This is a genomic window from Sulfitobacter sp. TBRI5 (assembly GCF_051013555.1).
GTDB lineage: Bacteria > Pseudomonadota > Alphaproteobacteria > Rhodobacterales > Rhodobacteraceae > JL08.
Map to the genome: position 1 here is coordinate 3,144,560 of NZ_CP112884.1, position 15,576 is coordinate 3,160,135.

A 15,576-nucleotide genomic window follows, 5' to 3' on the forward strand; every position below is an offset into this window, starting at 1 on the left:
TTTCGATTTACTTATACAAATGAATGAATCAGCCATGGGCAGGGTGCTTTGTGCAACTTAAACTGAGACATCTGGAAGTCTTTGATGCCCTGCTGGAAGCAGGATCGGTATCGCGCGCGGCTGAGCGGCTTAATCTGACACAGCCTGCCGTCAGTATCGCGCTGTCCAATCTTGAGGCGGATCTGGGCTTTCGCCTGTTTCATCGCGAGCGGGGATATTTTGCGCCCACAGGCGAGGCAATGTTGCTGCACAGCGAAGTGGCGCAAGGGTTGCGGGCGATTTCGCGTGTGACACAACGGGCCGAAGAAATCCGTTCGGGCACCACGGGCACGGTCAGCATCGCAACGAACGGGGCGCTGGCGATCAATTTCCTGCCTGCGCTGGTTGCGGATTATCAAAAACACAACCCCGGCGTCGGGATCGAAGTGCGGGTCCACAGTTCGCGTCAGATCGCATCATGGGTCGGGGCGCGCCAGATCGATATCGGGCTGATTGACCTGCCTGTTCCGGTCGCGGGGCTGAACGCGGATGTGTACCTCTTGGAATGCGTGTGCGTCATGTCGGGGAACGACCCGCTGAGTGCAGTTGATGTTGTTTCACCGCGCGCGCTTCAGGGGCGATCTGTCGTCGGGGTAACAGGGGATCATACGGTTGACCGGCAGTTGGAACGCATGTTGTCCGATACCGGCACGACCGTGACGCGCACGGTGTCCGGATATTTCTTTGCCATTGCGCGCAATATCGTGGCTGCGGGCAATGATGTTGCGATCATTGATCCGATCAATGGCAAGGCGAAGTTGAACGACGGGGTCACATGGCGCCCCTTTGCCCCGCGTATTGATCACGAACTGGCTGTGATCACGGCCAAGGACAAACCGATCGGGCAGGCGGCGGCCGCCTTGCATGCCCAGATATGCCGCGCGCTGGACGCCTATAAATAGACCTATCGTTCGCCGTATTTCGAACGTTCTTCGATCTGTTGGTAATAGGGCACGCTGTTGTCCTGTGTCGTGGCATCAAGACAGGCAGGCAGGGCAGCAAGGCACGTGCCAAGCAGCGCAAAGCGGAACAATCGGATCATCGGGATATCCTTTGCTACATCGGGGCGCTGCACAGGCGGCGCGGGTACACGCCAAACGTGGCATTTCGCGCGCCGAAGTCCAGACTTGTTCCGCCTTTTTTGTCCCTGTTTATCCCCGCCGCCGTTTGCGCCGCCCGCCTGTCGCCCCGTCATCCGCTCCGCCGCCGCCCGTGTTGAAGGTGGCATTGGGCAAGGTGACAATCGAATTCAGGATCGGAAACGGTTCCACCGAATTCGGAATGGCGCTGGCGTTCACGAAATGCTCTTGAAAGCGGGGTTCGATCGCGGTTTCGATCTTGTGAATATTGCGCACGGTTTCTTCGATTTCGGCGCGGGCACCAGTGTTCAGAAGCGCGATCCGCGCGCCTGTTCCGGCGGCGTTGCCGGCCGATGTGACCTTGTCCAGGGGCGCATCGGGGATCATGCCCAGCACCATCGCGTGTTTGGGGCTGATATGGGCGCCGAACGCGCCCGCCAGAACCACGCGATCCACCTTGTCGACACCGAATTTGTCCATCAACAGGCGCGCGCCGGAATACAGCGCCGCCTTGGCCATCTGGATTTCGCGGATATCGCGGTTTGTTACGGTGATCTTCGGCCCGCCCTTGGCTGTGGCGTCATAGACCAGATAGGAATAGGTGCGCCCGTCCAGAAAGCAGCGCGATGTGCCAGTTTGTTCCGGCGATCCGATCAGGCCGGGGGCATCGACAACACCTGCCATCCGCATTTCGGCGACCAGTTCGATAATGCCCGATCCGCAGATGCCGGTGACGCCGGTCGTTGCGATTGCTTCTTCGAAACCGTCTTCGTCGGACCAGATATCAGAACCGATCACGCGAAAGCGGGGTTCCTTGGTCACGGGGTCAATCTCGACCCGCTCGATCGCACCGGGGGCGGCGCGCTGGCCGGAACTGATCTGCGCGCCCTCAAAGGCGGGGCCGGTGGGCGAGGAACAGGCCAGAACCTTTTCGGTGTTGCCCAGCAGGATTTCGGCGTTGGTGCCCACATCGACAACCAACAGCAGTTCCTTGGATTTGTCGGGCGCTTCGGATAGCGCAACAGCCGCCGCATCGGCGCCCACATGGCCCGCGATACACGGCAGCAGGTAGACCCGCGCGGAAGGATGGATGTTCAGATCCAGATCGTCGGCGCGCAGCCGCAATGAATTGGATGTTGCCAGCGCGAAAGGCGCCTGACCCAGTTCGAACGGATCAATCCCCAGAAACAGATGGTGCATGACGGGGTTGCAGACAAACACCGCATCCACGATCAGCGCCTTGTCAATTTCCGCCTCAGCGGCAACCTGTGTGAACAGGGCATTCATGCCCTCGCGCACCGCTGTTGTCATCTCCTGCGCGCCCTTGGGGTTCATCATCGAATAAGACACGCGGCTCATCAAATCTTCGCCAAAGCGGATCTGCGGGTTCATGATGCCGGAAGAGGCGACAACCTCGCCCGATTGCAGATCGCACAGATGCGCGGCGATGGTTGTCGATCCCAGATCAACGGCAAGGCCGTAAACCGACCCTTCGTAATACCCGGGCCAGATGTGCATGATGCGCGGCGCGTTCTCATGATCGCCCAGATGCACGGCACAGGTGACGTTCCATTGCCCCTTGCGCAGGATCGGTTGCATCACCTGCAGGATATGCAGATCGGCATGTACGTTTTCCAGACCCCACTGGGATTTCAGCGCGTCGGTCAGGCGTTCCATATCGCCCGACGGATCGTGCATGTCCGGTTCGGCCACTTCGACATAATAAAGCTTTGTTGACGGGTTCATCGTGATCTGGCGCGCTTCGGCACGTTTGCGCACGACCTGTTTGTGCACCTGGCTTTCCGGTGGCACATCGATCACGACGTCACCCTGCACCGTGGCCTGACAGCCAAGGCGGCGCCCTTCGATCAGGCCGCGTTTGGATTTATAGCGTTCCTCGACGCTGTTCCATTCCGAAAGCGCGTTGTTCTTGACGGTGACGCCATGTTTGGAAAATTCGCCATAGCTGGGCGTGATCTGACATTTGGAACAGATGCCACGCCCGCCACAAACGGAGTCCAGATCGACGCCCAACTGCCGCGCCGCCGTCAGAATGGGCGTACCCACGGGAAACTTGCCACGTTTGCCCGAAGGCGTAAAAATTACCAGAGGATCGCTCATGCGCGGGGTCGTCCTTTTGCCAGTGTTGGCCAGACAATAGGCGACCTTGCGCCAAGAGAAAGGCGGCTTGCGGCAAAATCAGGTTTGGTCGCGGCATTTTTTGAAAATTCGCCTGAAATGGCGATCCCTTGGGGCACGGATGTGGATCATCCCCAAGATATATACATGGCCTCTTTTACGCAGGTGCGATCCGTGTCATAGGGTGGCCGCCAAACGAGCTATCCATGGAGAGTTGTGATGGAGATTCGCGAGGCCCTTACCTTTGATGATGTTCTGCTGGTGCCGGGGGCGTCTTCGGTCCTGCCTGCAGGGGCCAATACCAGCACGCGGGTGACGCAGGCGATTGCCTTGAACATTCCGTTGCTGAGCAGCGCGATGGACACCGTCACAGAAGGCCGCATGGCCATTGCCATGGCACAGGCGGGCGGCATGGGCGTGGTGCATCGCAACCTGGATATCGAAGCGCAGGCCCGTGAAATCCGGCGCGTGAAACGGTTTGAATCCGGCATTGTCTACAATCCGATCACCCTGCGGGCTGATCAGACGCTGGCCGATGCAAAAGCGCTGCAAGAGCGCTATAGCGTGACGGGGTTTCCCGTAGTGGACGATGCCGGGCGCGTGGTCGGCATCGTGACCAACCGGGACATGCGCTTTGCCAGCGATGATGCCACGCCCGTCAGCGTGATGATGACCACCGACAATCTGGCGGTTCTGAACGAACCCGCCGACCGCGAAGAGGCGATCAGCCTGATGAAGGCGCGCCGGATCGAAAAACTGCTGATCACGAACGGCAAGGGCGTTCTCACGGGGCTGCTGACCCTGAAAGACACAGAACAGGCGGTGTTGAACCCGACAGCGTGCAAGGACGAACTGGGCCGCTTGCGGGTGGCTGCGGCCAGCACGGTTGGGGATGCGGGCTTTGAACGGTCTCAGGCGCTGGTTGATGCCGGTGTGGATATGATCGTGATCGACACCGCGCATGGCCATTCCGAAGGCGTTGCACGCGCGGTGGAGCGGGCCAAGATGCTGTCGAACGAAGTGCAGGTTGTCGCCGGAAATGTCGCCACGGGCGAGGCGACCCGCGCGCTGATCGGTGCCGGGGCGGATGCGATCAAGGTGGGCATCGGGCCGGGATCAATCTGTACGACGCGGATGGTGGCCGGTGTCGGCGTGCCGCAACTGACGGCGATCATGGATTGCGCCGCGGCTGCAGGTGATATTCCGGTGATTGCCGATGGCGGCATCAAGTTTTCCGGTGATTTTGCCAAGGCGATCGCGGCGGGTGCGTCCTGTGCAATGGTCGGATCGATGATTGCGGGCACCGATGAAAGCCCCGGAGAAGTCATTCTATATCAAGGGCGTAGCTTTAAAAGTTATCGTGGAATGGGGTCGCTTGGCGCGATGGCGCGCGGATCGGCGGACCGGTATTTTCAAAAGGATGCCGCCAGTGACAAACTGGTGCCCGAAGGGATCGAGGGGCAGGTTCCCTATAAAGGCAGCGCCAATGCAGTGATCCATCAACTGGTTGGCGGCTTGCGGGCGGCGATGGGATATACCGGTTGCGCCACCATCGAAGAAATGCGCAGCAACTGCACCTTTGTGCGGATCACCGGTGCGGGCCTCAAGGAAAGCCATGTACATGATGTGCAGATCACCCGCGAAAGCCCGAATTACCGCATAGGATAAGTGTTTATGAACAATATGTTGTGCGCCAAATATAATGTGAAAACCGGGCAATGACACCCTCTGCGCGCGTCGCCGCGGCCGTCACCATTCTGGATGAGATTCTGAACGGAGTTCCTGCCGAACAGGCTTTGACGTCCTGGGCCAGACGCAGCCGGTTTGCCGGATCAAAGGATCGTGCCGCTATCCGTGATCATGTTTTTGATGCGATCCGGCGCAAGCTGTCATTTGCCGCCCTGGGCGGCGGGATGAGCGGGCGTGGCCTTATGATCGGGCAGGTCCGCGCGTCCGGTGCAGACCCCGAAACCGTGTTTACCGGCGATGGGTATGGTGCGCCCGCCCTTGATGATGCGGAACGCGCCGCTGGCCAGGAACCGCAATCAGACTCCGAGCGCTGGAACCTGCCGGACTGGCTGGTCCGGTCGTTCAAAGAGTCTCTGGGCGACGCCGCCGAAGACACGGCGATGCATCTGGCAGAACGCGCGCCGGTCATGCTGCGGGTGAATCTGGCGATGGGATCGGTGGCCGAGGCGATAGACCGGCTTGCCGAAGAGGGCATAAGCGTTCAGCCGCACGGGCTGGCCGAGACTGCGCTGGTCGTGTGCGACGGGGCGCGTAAAATCCGGAAATCGGCGGCCTATACCAGCGGCTGCGTTGAATTGCAGGACGCGGCCAGTCAGGCGGTTGTTGCTGCGTTGCCCCTGCGCGATGATCAGACCGTTCTGGATTACTGTGCCGGTGGCGGCGGCAAGACACTGGCGATGGCGGCGCGGGTGAATGCCCGGTTTTTTGCCTATGATATCGATCCGGGCCGGATGAAAGACCTGCCGCTGCGCGCCGTGCGGGCCGGAGCAGGCGTGCGTATGCTGACAGTCGATGAGCTGGCACAGAACGGCCCCTATGATCTTGTGCTCTGCGACGCGCCTTGTTCGGGCAGTGGTGCGTGGCGCCGTTCGCCGGATGGAAAGTGGACCCTCACGCCGGAAAAACTGAACGATCTGAATGGTGTGCAGGACGATGTTCTTTCAAATGCCGCGGCGCTTGTGGCGCCGAACGGAACGCTGGCTTATGCCACCTGTTCCGTCCTTCGGTCTGAAAACCAGGACCGTGTTCAGGCGTTCCTGTCGCGTAATCCGGAATGGAAGTGCACCTTTGAGCAGGTATTTCTGCCGTCCCAGGGCGGAGATGGATTTTACAGCGCACACTTGACGCGCGGGTAATTTGAAATCTAAACAACTTAAGGTAGTAAGTTGAGATCGCGAAGCAGCGGTTAAGCGCGGATTAACCGTTGATGACGGTAATGCCCTGACACGATTCGAACTGGCAGGAGTGACGCAGCGTGCTGACACAGACGGATGAACAACACGCCCGGCCCGTTACGGATGGTGTGTTTGCGCGTTTGCAACGTGTTGCGGATCAGGCAGTGCGCCAATGCAGTATCCTGTTCGCCACGGCGCTGGTGATCATGGCAGGCGGTGTTCTTCTGGCACCCAGGCCGGTCTTGTTGCCGCTGGTCGGGGCCGGGGGCACTCTGGCGGCGATCACGGCGCTGCTGCTTGGTTTGGCGCTGTATCACAGAAACGCGCAGGCAACCGCCTATCGCATCCTGACCGATTTCATTGCCAAAGATGCTGCGCCCAGTTTCGTGACAGACACGGATGGTGTGATCCGGTCGCGCAACGCGGCGGCGCGCGAAAGAATGGACAGCCTAGGGTCGCAAACGCTTGCCAGCGTGTTGCGCACGGTTTTTGCAAACCCCAGCGCGGTTTTGTTCCGCCTGCAATCCAAGGCGGAAACTGTCGGGTCGGCCAAAGAAGATCTGGTAACGCGTCAGGGACATTACCGGCTGGCTGTGCACGGTGTGGGGCAGGGCATGTTTCTGTGGCGGATCGAGGATATACTTGAACGTCCGAATACGGGGCGCGGGGCGGACAGCCTGTCCATCCCATTGATCACAGTCGGACGTACCGACGCCGTTTTGTTCATGAACGAAGCCGCGCGCCACCTGATCGGCAGCCGCGTCAAATCGCTGGACCGATTGTTTGTGTCGCTGCCCTATACATCCGGCCAGCCCAGCAGGATCACGACCGCAGAAGGCCCCAGGGATGTGCTGGTGTCAGAAGTGCCGGCCAGCGCCGGCCGGCGCGAAGTGTATCTGATGCCGATGCAGGTTCAGCACGATCCGCAGGACTGGACCATGTTTCAGGATCTGTCGGTGCCCCTGCTCAAAGTGGCGGCCGGTGGCGAGATTCTGATGGCGAACACCACGGCAACGGCCCTTCTGGGTGGCAAGATCGGTGAAAACACCGTGCTGTCGGATGTGATGGAAGGGTTGGGGCGGGCGATCCCGGACTGGCTTGCCGAAGCTGCGCAGGCGCATTCCACCCCCCGATCCGAGTTCTTGCGCCTTACGCGGCGCGACAGGGAGGTGTTCGTTCAGGTCACGCTGAACCGGTGCGTCGAGGCGACAGGCACCGCCCTGATCGCAGTTCTAAGCGATGCAACCGAGCTTAAAACGCTGGAAGCGCAGTTTGTGCAAAGCCAGAAAATGCAGGCCATCGGGCAACTGGCGGGCGGTGTGGCGCATGATTTCAACAACCTTTTAACAGCGATTTCAGGGCATTGCGATCTGTTGTTGCTGCGGCATGATCAGGGGGGTCCGGAATATAGCGATCTGGTGCAGATCAACCAGAATGCCAATCGGGCCGCTGCCCTTGTCGGGCAGTTGCTGGCGTTTTCGCGCAAGCAGACCTTGCGGCCCGAAGTGCTGGATATGCGCGATACCCTGTCTGACCTGACCCATCTTCTGAACCGGCTGGTCGGTGAAAAAATAACTCTGACGCTGTCGCATGATCCGGTTCTGCAATCCATCCGCGCCGACAAGCGCCAGCTTGAACAGGTGCTGATGAACCTTGTGGTAAACGCACGGGATGCGATGCCGTCGGGCGGTGAAATCCGTATCGAAACCGAAGGGGTGCACTTTCCAGACATGGTGGAACGCGAGCGCGCCCATATTCCTGTCGGTTCTTACGTATCGGTCAAGGTTTCGGACGAAGGAACGGGGATCGCCGCGGACAAGTTGCAAAAAATATTCGAACCGTTCTTTACCACCAAGCGCACGGGCGAGGGCACCGGGCTTGGCCTGTCAACCGCCTACGGGATCGTAAAGCAGACAGGCGGGTTCATCTTTGTGGACAGTGTGGTCGGGTCGGGAACCGCCTTTACCCTGTTGTTCCCGGTCTACGAAGTGGAAGCGATGGCACCTGCGCCAGCGCCCGTTGTCGCGGTGGCGACACAGCCCAAGCATGGCGAAGGCGTGATTCTGCTGGTCGAAGACGAAGCGCCGGTACGTGCCTTTGCCAGCCGCGCCCTGCGTTTGCGCGGCTATACCGTGCTTGAGGCCGATTGCGCCGAGGCGGCTTTGAAAACCCTGGAAGATCCCGGAGTGGCCGTGGATGTTTTTGTGACCGATGTGGTGATGCCCGGCATGGACGGGCCCAGCTGGGTGCGGCAGGCCTTGCAGGACCGGCCCGATGTCAGGGTGGTGTTTGTTTTGGGATATGCCGAGGATTCATTCGGCGAAAACCAGACCCGCATCCCGAACTCGGTCTTTCTGCCGAAACCGTTTTCTTTGAACGATCTGACCGAAACGGTACATCGTCAGTTGCACTAGATGTCCGGTGTATGGGCCGCGCGGTGCCGGTTCATATGTCGTCGGGGTCGCCGCGCACCGGGATGCTGTTGTAAAGATCGAACTCCTGACTGCATTTGCGCAGCAGGGCCGCGCGGGTGTCTGGCGACAAATCCAGCGGCAATTTGGGCGATACGTTTTCCGCCCCCAGACTGATCGAAAGATCAAGACGGTCTTCCAGAAAGGCGCGCAGGCCGGATTGATCTTCGTAACGGAACAAATGGGTGACGTGGCAGCCACTGGGATGCGGTTCCAGAAATTTCGCCTGACTGCCGACATCGGCGTATGCGGGTTTGCGCCCTTTGATATAGCCTTGGACAAAGTCGTCAAAACTCAGATCGAAGGTTGCATTGGGGTTGCCTTTCATGAACGGGCGCTGGCGGTAGCGGTACCAGCTGCCCAGCCAGCTGACCGGTTCGCGCATCACCGCCAGCAATTCCATCTCGACGTTGCAGGCTTTTTCGAACATGGGGCGAAAAAAACGGTTGTAGCGATAGACCGGCGCATGTTTCAGAATCGGTGGATCGGACACCACAATGTCGGCATGCGGGGCCAGCGCCGTCTGATATGCGGTGGTTCCGGTTTTCGGCACCGACAAAAACACCAGACGTTCCTTATAAAAAACAAGCATTTAGGTTTATCCCTTGGATTGCCCACAGATGTGCTGCCATTTGTAAACCACTCTTTAACTCTTGGTGCAAACAGTAGGCGCAGGAAAAATTTGATTGAAATGTTCTCTTTTTGGTCCCATAAAGAACAAGAGGCGAACATCGACAGCATTGCCGCCCGCGCGCGGGTGTGACAGTAAGGGAATGAACAATTATGGCAACGGCAGATCTTTTGACAATGGACAGCAAGAAAAACGCGGACAAGCAGAAAGCGCTGGACAGCGCACTGGCGCAGATCGAACGGCAGTTCGGCAAGGGCTCGATCATGAAACTGGGCGCGGAAGGCGCGATACAGGACATCAAGGCCAGTTCGACCGGCTCTCTGGGTTTGGACATTGCGCTGGGAATCGGTGGATTGCCGATGGGCCGTATCATCGAGATTTACGGGCCCGAAAGCTCGGGCAAGACGACGCTGACACTGCATTGCGTGGCAGAACAGCAAAAAAAGGGCGGTGTTTGCGCCTTTGTCGATGCGGAACATGCGCTTGATCCGCAATATGCCAAGAAACTGGGCGTGGATATCGACGAATTGCTGATCTCGCAGCCCGACACCGGCGAACAGGCGCTTGAAATCACAGACACGTTGGTGCGATCGGGCGCGGTGAACATGGTGGTCGTGGATTCGGTTGCGGCGCTGACGCCGAAATCGGAACTGGAAGGCGACATGGGCGACAGCAGCGTTGGCGTGCAGGCCCGTCTGATGAGCCAGGCCATGCGCAAACTGACCGGATCGATCAGCCGCAGCAACTGCATGGTGATTTTCATCAACCAGATCCGGATGAAAATCGGCGTGATGTTCGGCAGCCCCGAAACCACATCGGGGGGCAACGCGCTCAAGTTCTATTCCTCGGTCCGTCTGGATATCCGCCGCATTGGCGCGGTCAAGGACCGGGACGAGGTTGTGGGCAACGCCACGCGCGTCAAAGTCGTGAAAAACAAGGTGGCCGCGCCGTTCAAACAGGTCGAATTCGACATCATGTATGGCGAAGGCATTTCCAAGAACGGCGAATTGCTGGATCTTGGCGTGGCGGCCGGCGTGGTTGATAAATCGGGTTCGTGGTTCAGCTATGGCGATGAGCGGATCGGACAGGGGCGTGAGAACGCAAAACAGTTCCTGCGCGACAACCCCAAGATCGCGTTCGCGATCGAAGACAAGATCCGGGCGTCGCACGGGCTTGATTTCGACATGCCCGAAGGGGCGGACGCGGTGGACGAGGACATACTGGAAGCCTGAAGATCAAACGCGTTGCGGCGCATATTCGCGCCCGCACAGAAAACACATCAAAACAGGGCGCGCGGACAGTGTGCCCTGTTTTTGCGTCTTGGGTCAGTGACCTGTGGACAGCACGCAGGTGGGCGGTTATTTGACGGAAACCGAAATTCTTCGCCCAAAAGGGGTGCCGTCCATGCAAACCGTTAACGATATCAGATCGACATTTCTGTCCTATTTTCAAAGACAGGGGCACAAGGTGGTCGACAGCAGCCCGCTGGTTCCGCGCAATGATCCGACGCTGATGTTCGCAAATTCCGGCATGGTGCAATTCAAGAACCTGTTCACCGGGCTGGAACACCGCGATTACACCCGCGCGACGACAGCACAGAAATGTGTACGCGCCGGCGGCAAACACAACGATCTGGACAATGTCGGCTATACGGCGCGCCATCACACGTTCTTTGAAATGCTGGGAAATTTCAGCTTTGGCGATTATTTCAAATCCGAAGCGATCCCCTATGCGTGGGAGATGGTGACAAAGGAACTGGGCATCCCCAAGGACAAGCTGACCGTCACCGTCTATCACACGGATGACGAGGCGGCAGACCTGTGGAAAAAGGTCGGCGGATTGAGCGATGACAAGATCATCCGTATCGCCACGGATGACAATTTCTGGATGATGGGCCCGACTGGTCCCTGCGGCCCGTGTTCGGAAATCTTTTATGATCACGGGGATCACATCTGGGGCGGCCCGCCGGGCAGCCCGGAAGAAGACGGCGACCGGTTTGTCGAGATCTGGAACCTTGTCTTCATGCAATATGAACAGTTTGCCGACGGATCGCGCACCGATCTGCCCAACCAGTCGATCGATACCGGCATGGGCATCGAACGGGTTGCGGCGCTGTTGCAGGGCACAAACGACAATTATGCCACCGATCTTATGCGCAGCCTGATCGAGGCCAGCGCAGATGCGTCCAGCACCGATCCTGACGGGCCCGGGCGTACGCATCACCGCGTGATTGCGGATCATCTTCGCTCAACCTCGTTTCTGATTGCGGACGGGGTGATGCCGTCCAATGACGGGCGTGGCTACGTGTTGCGCCGGATCATGCGGCGCGCCATGCGCCATGCGCATCTGCTGGGTGCGAAAGACCCGATCATGTATCAACTGGTACCCGCGCTGGTGCGTAAGATGGGGGCGGCCTATCCCGAACTGGGGCAGGCGCAGGCGCTGATCACCGAAACGCTGAAGCTGGAAGAAACCCGGTTCAAGACGACGCTGGATCGCGGGCTGAAGCTGCTGGATGAGGAACTGGGTGATCTGCCCGAAGGACAGAACCTGCCCGGCGCGGCGGCGTTCAAGCTCTATGACACTTACGGGTTTCCGCTGGACCTGACGCAGGATGCGCTGCGTGAAAAGGGGCGCGCGGTGGACACGGACGGATTTGATGCTGCCATGGCCGAACAAAAGGCCAAGGCGCGGGCCGCATGGTCCGGCTCGGGCGAGGCGACGGATGCGACGATCTGGTTCGATGTGGCCGACGAACATGGCACGACCGATTTTCTGGGCTACGACACCGAAACTGCCGAAGGCCAGATTGTGGCGCTGGTGGTTGACGGGGCCATTGCGAAAAAGGTTGGCAAAGGGGGGGCGGTGCAGATTGCGCTGAACCAGACGCCGTTTTATGCCGAAAGCGGCGGGCAGGTCGGGGATACCGGCCTGATCAGAACCGATACCGGCGTGGCCGAAGTGACCGACACGCGCAAGACGGCCGGGGTTTTTGTACATTTCGGCAAGGTGATCGAAGGCGAAATGGCACAGGGACAGGCGGCGATGCTGATTGTCGATCATGCCCGCCGCACCGCCATCCGCGCGAACCATTCGGCCACCCACCTTCTGCACGAGGCGCTGCGCGAAACGCTGGGCGATCACGTATCGCAGCGCGGATCGCTGAACGCGGCGGATCGTTTGCGGTTTGATTTCAGCCACAATGCAGCCCTGACAGCCGACGAACTGGCCAAGGTCGAAGAGGACGTGAATGCCTATATCCGTCAGAACGCGCCCGTGGAAACGCGGATCATGACCCCGGATGACGCGCGCGGACTGGGGGCGCAGGCATTGTTTGGTGAAAAATACGGCGACGAAGTACGGGTTGTTTCGATGGGCCGGCAGGACGGGTCGGGCAAGGGCAGCGACGGGCAGACCTATTCGCTGGAATTGTGCGGCGGCACCCATGTGCGCCAGACGGGCGACATCGGGGTCTTTGCCTTGCTGGGCGACAGCGCATCAAGTGCGGGCGTGCGCCGGATCGAAGCCCTGACCGGCGCGGATGCGTTGCGCCATCTGAGCGCGCAAGACCGCCGGGTCAACGCGCTGGCGCAGGAATTGAAAGCGCAGGCCGAAGATGTGCCTGCGCGGGTGCGCGCCTTACTGGACGAACGCAAGGCACTGGCCAACGAAGTGGCACAACTGCGCCGCGAGCTGGCAATGGCTGGCGGTGGAGCTGTGGCTGGTACAGAGCCAAATGAAGTCAATGGGATAGAGTTCATTTCTCAGGTGCTTTCGGGGGTCACGGGCAAGGATCTTCCGGCGCTGATTGATGAACACAAATCCCGGCTGGGCAGCGGTGCGGTTCTGCTGATCGCCGATGCGGGGGGCAAGGCGGCTGTCGCTGCCGGTGTAACCGATGATCTGGTGTCGCGCATTTCCGCCGTTGATCTGGTCAAGGCTGCCGTGGCAGAGTTGGGCGGAAAAGGTGGCGGCGGGCGCGCTGACATGGCGCAGGGCGGTGGGCCCGATGCGGCCAACGCCAAGGCGGCCATTGCGGCTGCAACTGCTGTATTGGAGGGATAAGATGCCAGCACTCTGGATCGCACATGTGACGGTGACCGATGAAGAGGCGTATAGCAAATACGCCGCTTTGGCGACCGAGGCGATTGCCCAACATGGCGGCAAGTTCATTGCGCGTGGCGGCCGGTTCGTTCAGTTGGAAGGGCAGGCGCGTCCGCGCAATGTTGTGGCGCGGTTTCCGTCTGTCGAGGCAGCGGAAGAATGTTATAATTCAGTGACGTACCAGCGCGCGTTAAGCCACGCGCTTGGCGCGTCTGAACGCGAATTGATGATCGTGGAAACCAGCGAATAAGGGCGCGAACAAAGCCGCGCCCCAGATAGATCAGCCCGCTTTGGACATCCGCTTGCGTTCATGCGGATCCAGAAAGCGTTTACGCAGACGGATCGCGTTCGGCGTGACCTCAACCAGTTCATCGTCGTCGATATAGGCAATCGCCTGTTCCAGCGACATGGTAATCGGGGTGGTAAGGCGCACGGCCTCGTCCGTGCCCGATGCCCGCACGTTGGTCAGTTTCTTGCCTTTCAGCGGGTTCACTTCCAGATCGTTTTCACGGCTGTGTTCCCCGATGATCATGCCTTCGTAGATGTCGGCCTGCGCGCCGATGAACATGCGCCCGCGATCTTCAAGGTTCCACAGGGCATAGGCGACCGACTGACCGCTTTCCATGGAAATCAGAACACCGGCCCGGCGGCCCGGTATTGGCCCCTTGTGTGGCGCCCAGCCGTGAAAGACACGGTTCAGCACGCCGGTGCCGCGCGTATCTGTCAGGAATTCGCCGTGATACCCGATCAGCCCGCGAGACGGCACCATGGCGATGATGCGGGTTTTGCCCGCACCGGCCGGTTTCATTTCGGTCAGTTCGCCCTTGCGGGTACCGGTGATCTTTTCGATCACCGCACCGGAATATTCATCATCCACGTCAATGGTGACTTCTTCGATGGGTTCAAGACGTTCGCCGCTTTCGCTGGTCTGAAACAGAACCTGCGGGCGCGAAATGGACAGTTCAAACCCTTCACGACGCATGTTTTCGATCAGAACGCCCATTTGCAATTCGCCGCGTCCGGCGACTTCAAAGGCTTCGCCGCCCGGTGTGTCGCTGATCTTGATGGCAACGTTGGATTCGGCCTCTTTCATAAGGCGGTCGCGGATCACGCGGCTTTGTACCTTCTTGCCGTCACGGCCCGCGAGCGGCGAATCGTTGATACCAAAGGTCACCGTGATGGTGGGCGGATCAATCGGTTGCGCGGGCAGGGCGGTGGTGACCGAAGGCGCGACAATGCTGTCGGCCACGGTGGCCTTGGACATGCCCGCGATGGACACGATATCGCCAGCTTCGGCGCGATCAATCGCCTGCTGGCCCAGACCGCGGAAGGCAAGAATTTTTGTCGCGCGGAAGTTTTCGATCAACGTGCCGTCGCGTGACAGCGCCTTGACGGTTTCACCCGCCTTGAGCGTGCCGGATTCCACGCGGCCCGTCAGGATACGGCCGATAAACGGGTCCGATCCCAGGGTTGTTGCCAGCATGGTGAACGGTTCATCCATTCGTTCGATCTGTTTGGGCGCGGGGACATGTTTCACGATCAGATCAAACAGCGCATCCAGATTCTTGCGGGGACCGTCCAGTTCCATATCTGCCCAGCCTGAGCGGCCCGAGGCATACATGGACGGGAAATCAAGCTGGTCGTCATCAGCACCCAGATTGGCGAACAGGTCAAAACATTCGTCCAGCGCGCGATCGGGTTCGGCATCGGGTTTGTCGACCTTATTCAGAACCACAATCGGGCGCAGGCCCAGTGCCAGCGCCTTGGAGGTCACGAATTTGGTTTGCGGCATCGGACCTTCGGCGGCATCCACCAGTAACACAACGCCATCCACCATCGACAGGATGCGTTCGACCTCGCCGCCAAAATCGGCGTGGCCGGGTGTGTCGACGATATTGATGCGCATGCCTTTCCATTCCAAAGACGTGGCTTTGGCCAGAATGGTGATACCGCGTTCGCGTTCCAGATCGTTGCTGTCCATGGCGCGTTCGGCCACCGATTGGTTTTCGCGGAACGCACCGGATTGTTTCAGCAATTCATCCACCAGCGTGGTCTTGCCATGGTCAACGTGCGCGATGATTGCGATATTTCGCAGGTCCATTGTCTCTACCTTTTTTCGGAGTTGTCGCGCGCATACATCGCTGCGGTGCAGAAGGCTAGGGGAAAAAGCGGAATGGCCCTGTGACGTG

Annotated in this window: 11 protein-coding genes; 7 read left to right on the top strand and 4 right to left on the bottom strand. The window is 59.5% G+C overall.

What is annotated here, in order from left to right:
- The first annotated feature begins 50 nt into the window (after positions 1-50).
- The gene (locus OLX72_RS15795) at positions 51-941 is read left to right on the top strand and encodes a LysR family transcriptional regulator (RefSeq protein ID WP_433989057.1); all 891 of its coding nucleotides are present in this window, start codon (positions 51-53) and stop codon (positions 939-941) included.
- A gap of 2 nt (positions 942-943) precedes the next feature.
- Here OLX72_RS15795 and OLX72_RS15800 read toward each other — a convergent pair whose 3' ends face one another.
- Positions 944-1,081, bottom strand: coding sequence for a hypothetical protein (locus OLX72_RS15800; RefSeq protein WP_162797993.1), 138 nt, complete (start codon positions 1,079-1,081; stop codon positions 944-946).
- Between the two features lie 109 nt (positions 1,082-1,190).
- Entirely contained in the window at positions 1,191-3,239 is a 2,049-nt protein-coding gene (locus tag OLX72_RS15805) for an ASKHA domain-containing protein (RefSeq protein WP_114870221.1), read from the bottom strand.
- 237 nt (positions 3,240-3,476) lie between these two features.
- On the opposite strand from OLX72_RS15805, the gene guaB reads away from it, so the two are divergent.
- From guaB to OLX72_RS15820, 3 genes are all read left to right on the top strand, one after another.
- The gene (guaB, locus tag OLX72_RS15810) at positions 3,477-4,925 is read left to right on the top strand and encodes an IMP dehydrogenase (RefSeq protein ID WP_114870220.1); all 1,449 of its coding nucleotides are present in this window, start codon (positions 3,477-3,479) and stop codon (positions 4,923-4,925) included.
- Positions 4,926-4,975: 50 nt separating this feature from the next.
- Positions 4,976-6,142, top strand: a complete 1,167-nt coding sequence (locus OLX72_RS15815; RefSeq protein WP_433989058.1) for an RsmB/NOP family class I SAM-dependent RNA methyltransferase — start codon at positions 4,976-4,978, stop codon at positions 6,140-6,142.
- Positions 6,143-6,387: 245 nt separating this feature from the next.
- Positions 6,388-8,595 (top strand): ATP-binding protein, encoded by a 2,208-nt coding sequence (locus OLX72_RS15820; RefSeq protein WP_433990471.1) that lies wholly within the window; start codon positions 6,388-6,390, stop codon positions 8,593-8,595.
- A gap of 31 nt (positions 8,596-8,626) precedes the next feature.
- On the opposite strand, the gene OLX72_RS15825 is transcribed toward OLX72_RS15820, so the two are convergent.
- Positions 8,627-9,244 (bottom strand): gamma-glutamyl kinase, encoded by a 618-nt coding sequence (locus tag OLX72_RS15825; protein ID WP_114870218.1) that lies wholly within the window; start codon positions 9,242-9,244, stop codon positions 8,627-8,629.
- A 191-nt stretch (positions 9,245-9,435) separates the two neighbouring features.
- Between OLX72_RS15825 and recA the strand changes: the two genes are divergently transcribed.
- From recA to OLX72_RS15840, 3 genes are all read left to right on the top strand, one after another.
- Positions 9,436-10,515 carry a recombinase RecA gene (recA, locus tag OLX72_RS15830; RefSeq protein ID WP_433989059.1) on the top strand — a complete coding sequence of 360 codons (1,080 nt, stop codon included), beginning with the start codon at positions 9,436-9,438 and terminating at the stop codon, positions 10,513-10,515.
- A 172-nt stretch (positions 10,516-10,687) separates the two neighbouring features.
- Entirely contained in the window at positions 10,688-13,348 is a 2,661-nt protein-coding gene (gene alaS / locus OLX72_RS15835) for an alanine--tRNA ligase (protein WP_433989060.1), read from the top strand.
- A gap of 1 nt (position 13,349) precedes the next feature.
- A complete protein-coding gene (locus OLX72_RS15840) occupies positions 13,350-13,637 on the top strand; it encodes a DUF1330 domain-containing protein (RefSeq protein WP_433989061.1) in 288 nt (95 codons plus the stop codon).
- 30 nt (positions 13,638-13,667) lie between these two features.
- On the opposite strand, the gene typA is transcribed toward OLX72_RS15840, so the two are convergent.
- Positions 13,668-15,488, bottom strand: a complete 1,821-nt coding sequence (typA, locus tag OLX72_RS15845; protein ID WP_433989062.1) for a translational GTPase TypA — start codon at positions 15,486-15,488, stop codon at positions 13,668-13,670.
- Positions 15,489-15,576 lie beyond the last annotated feature (88 nt).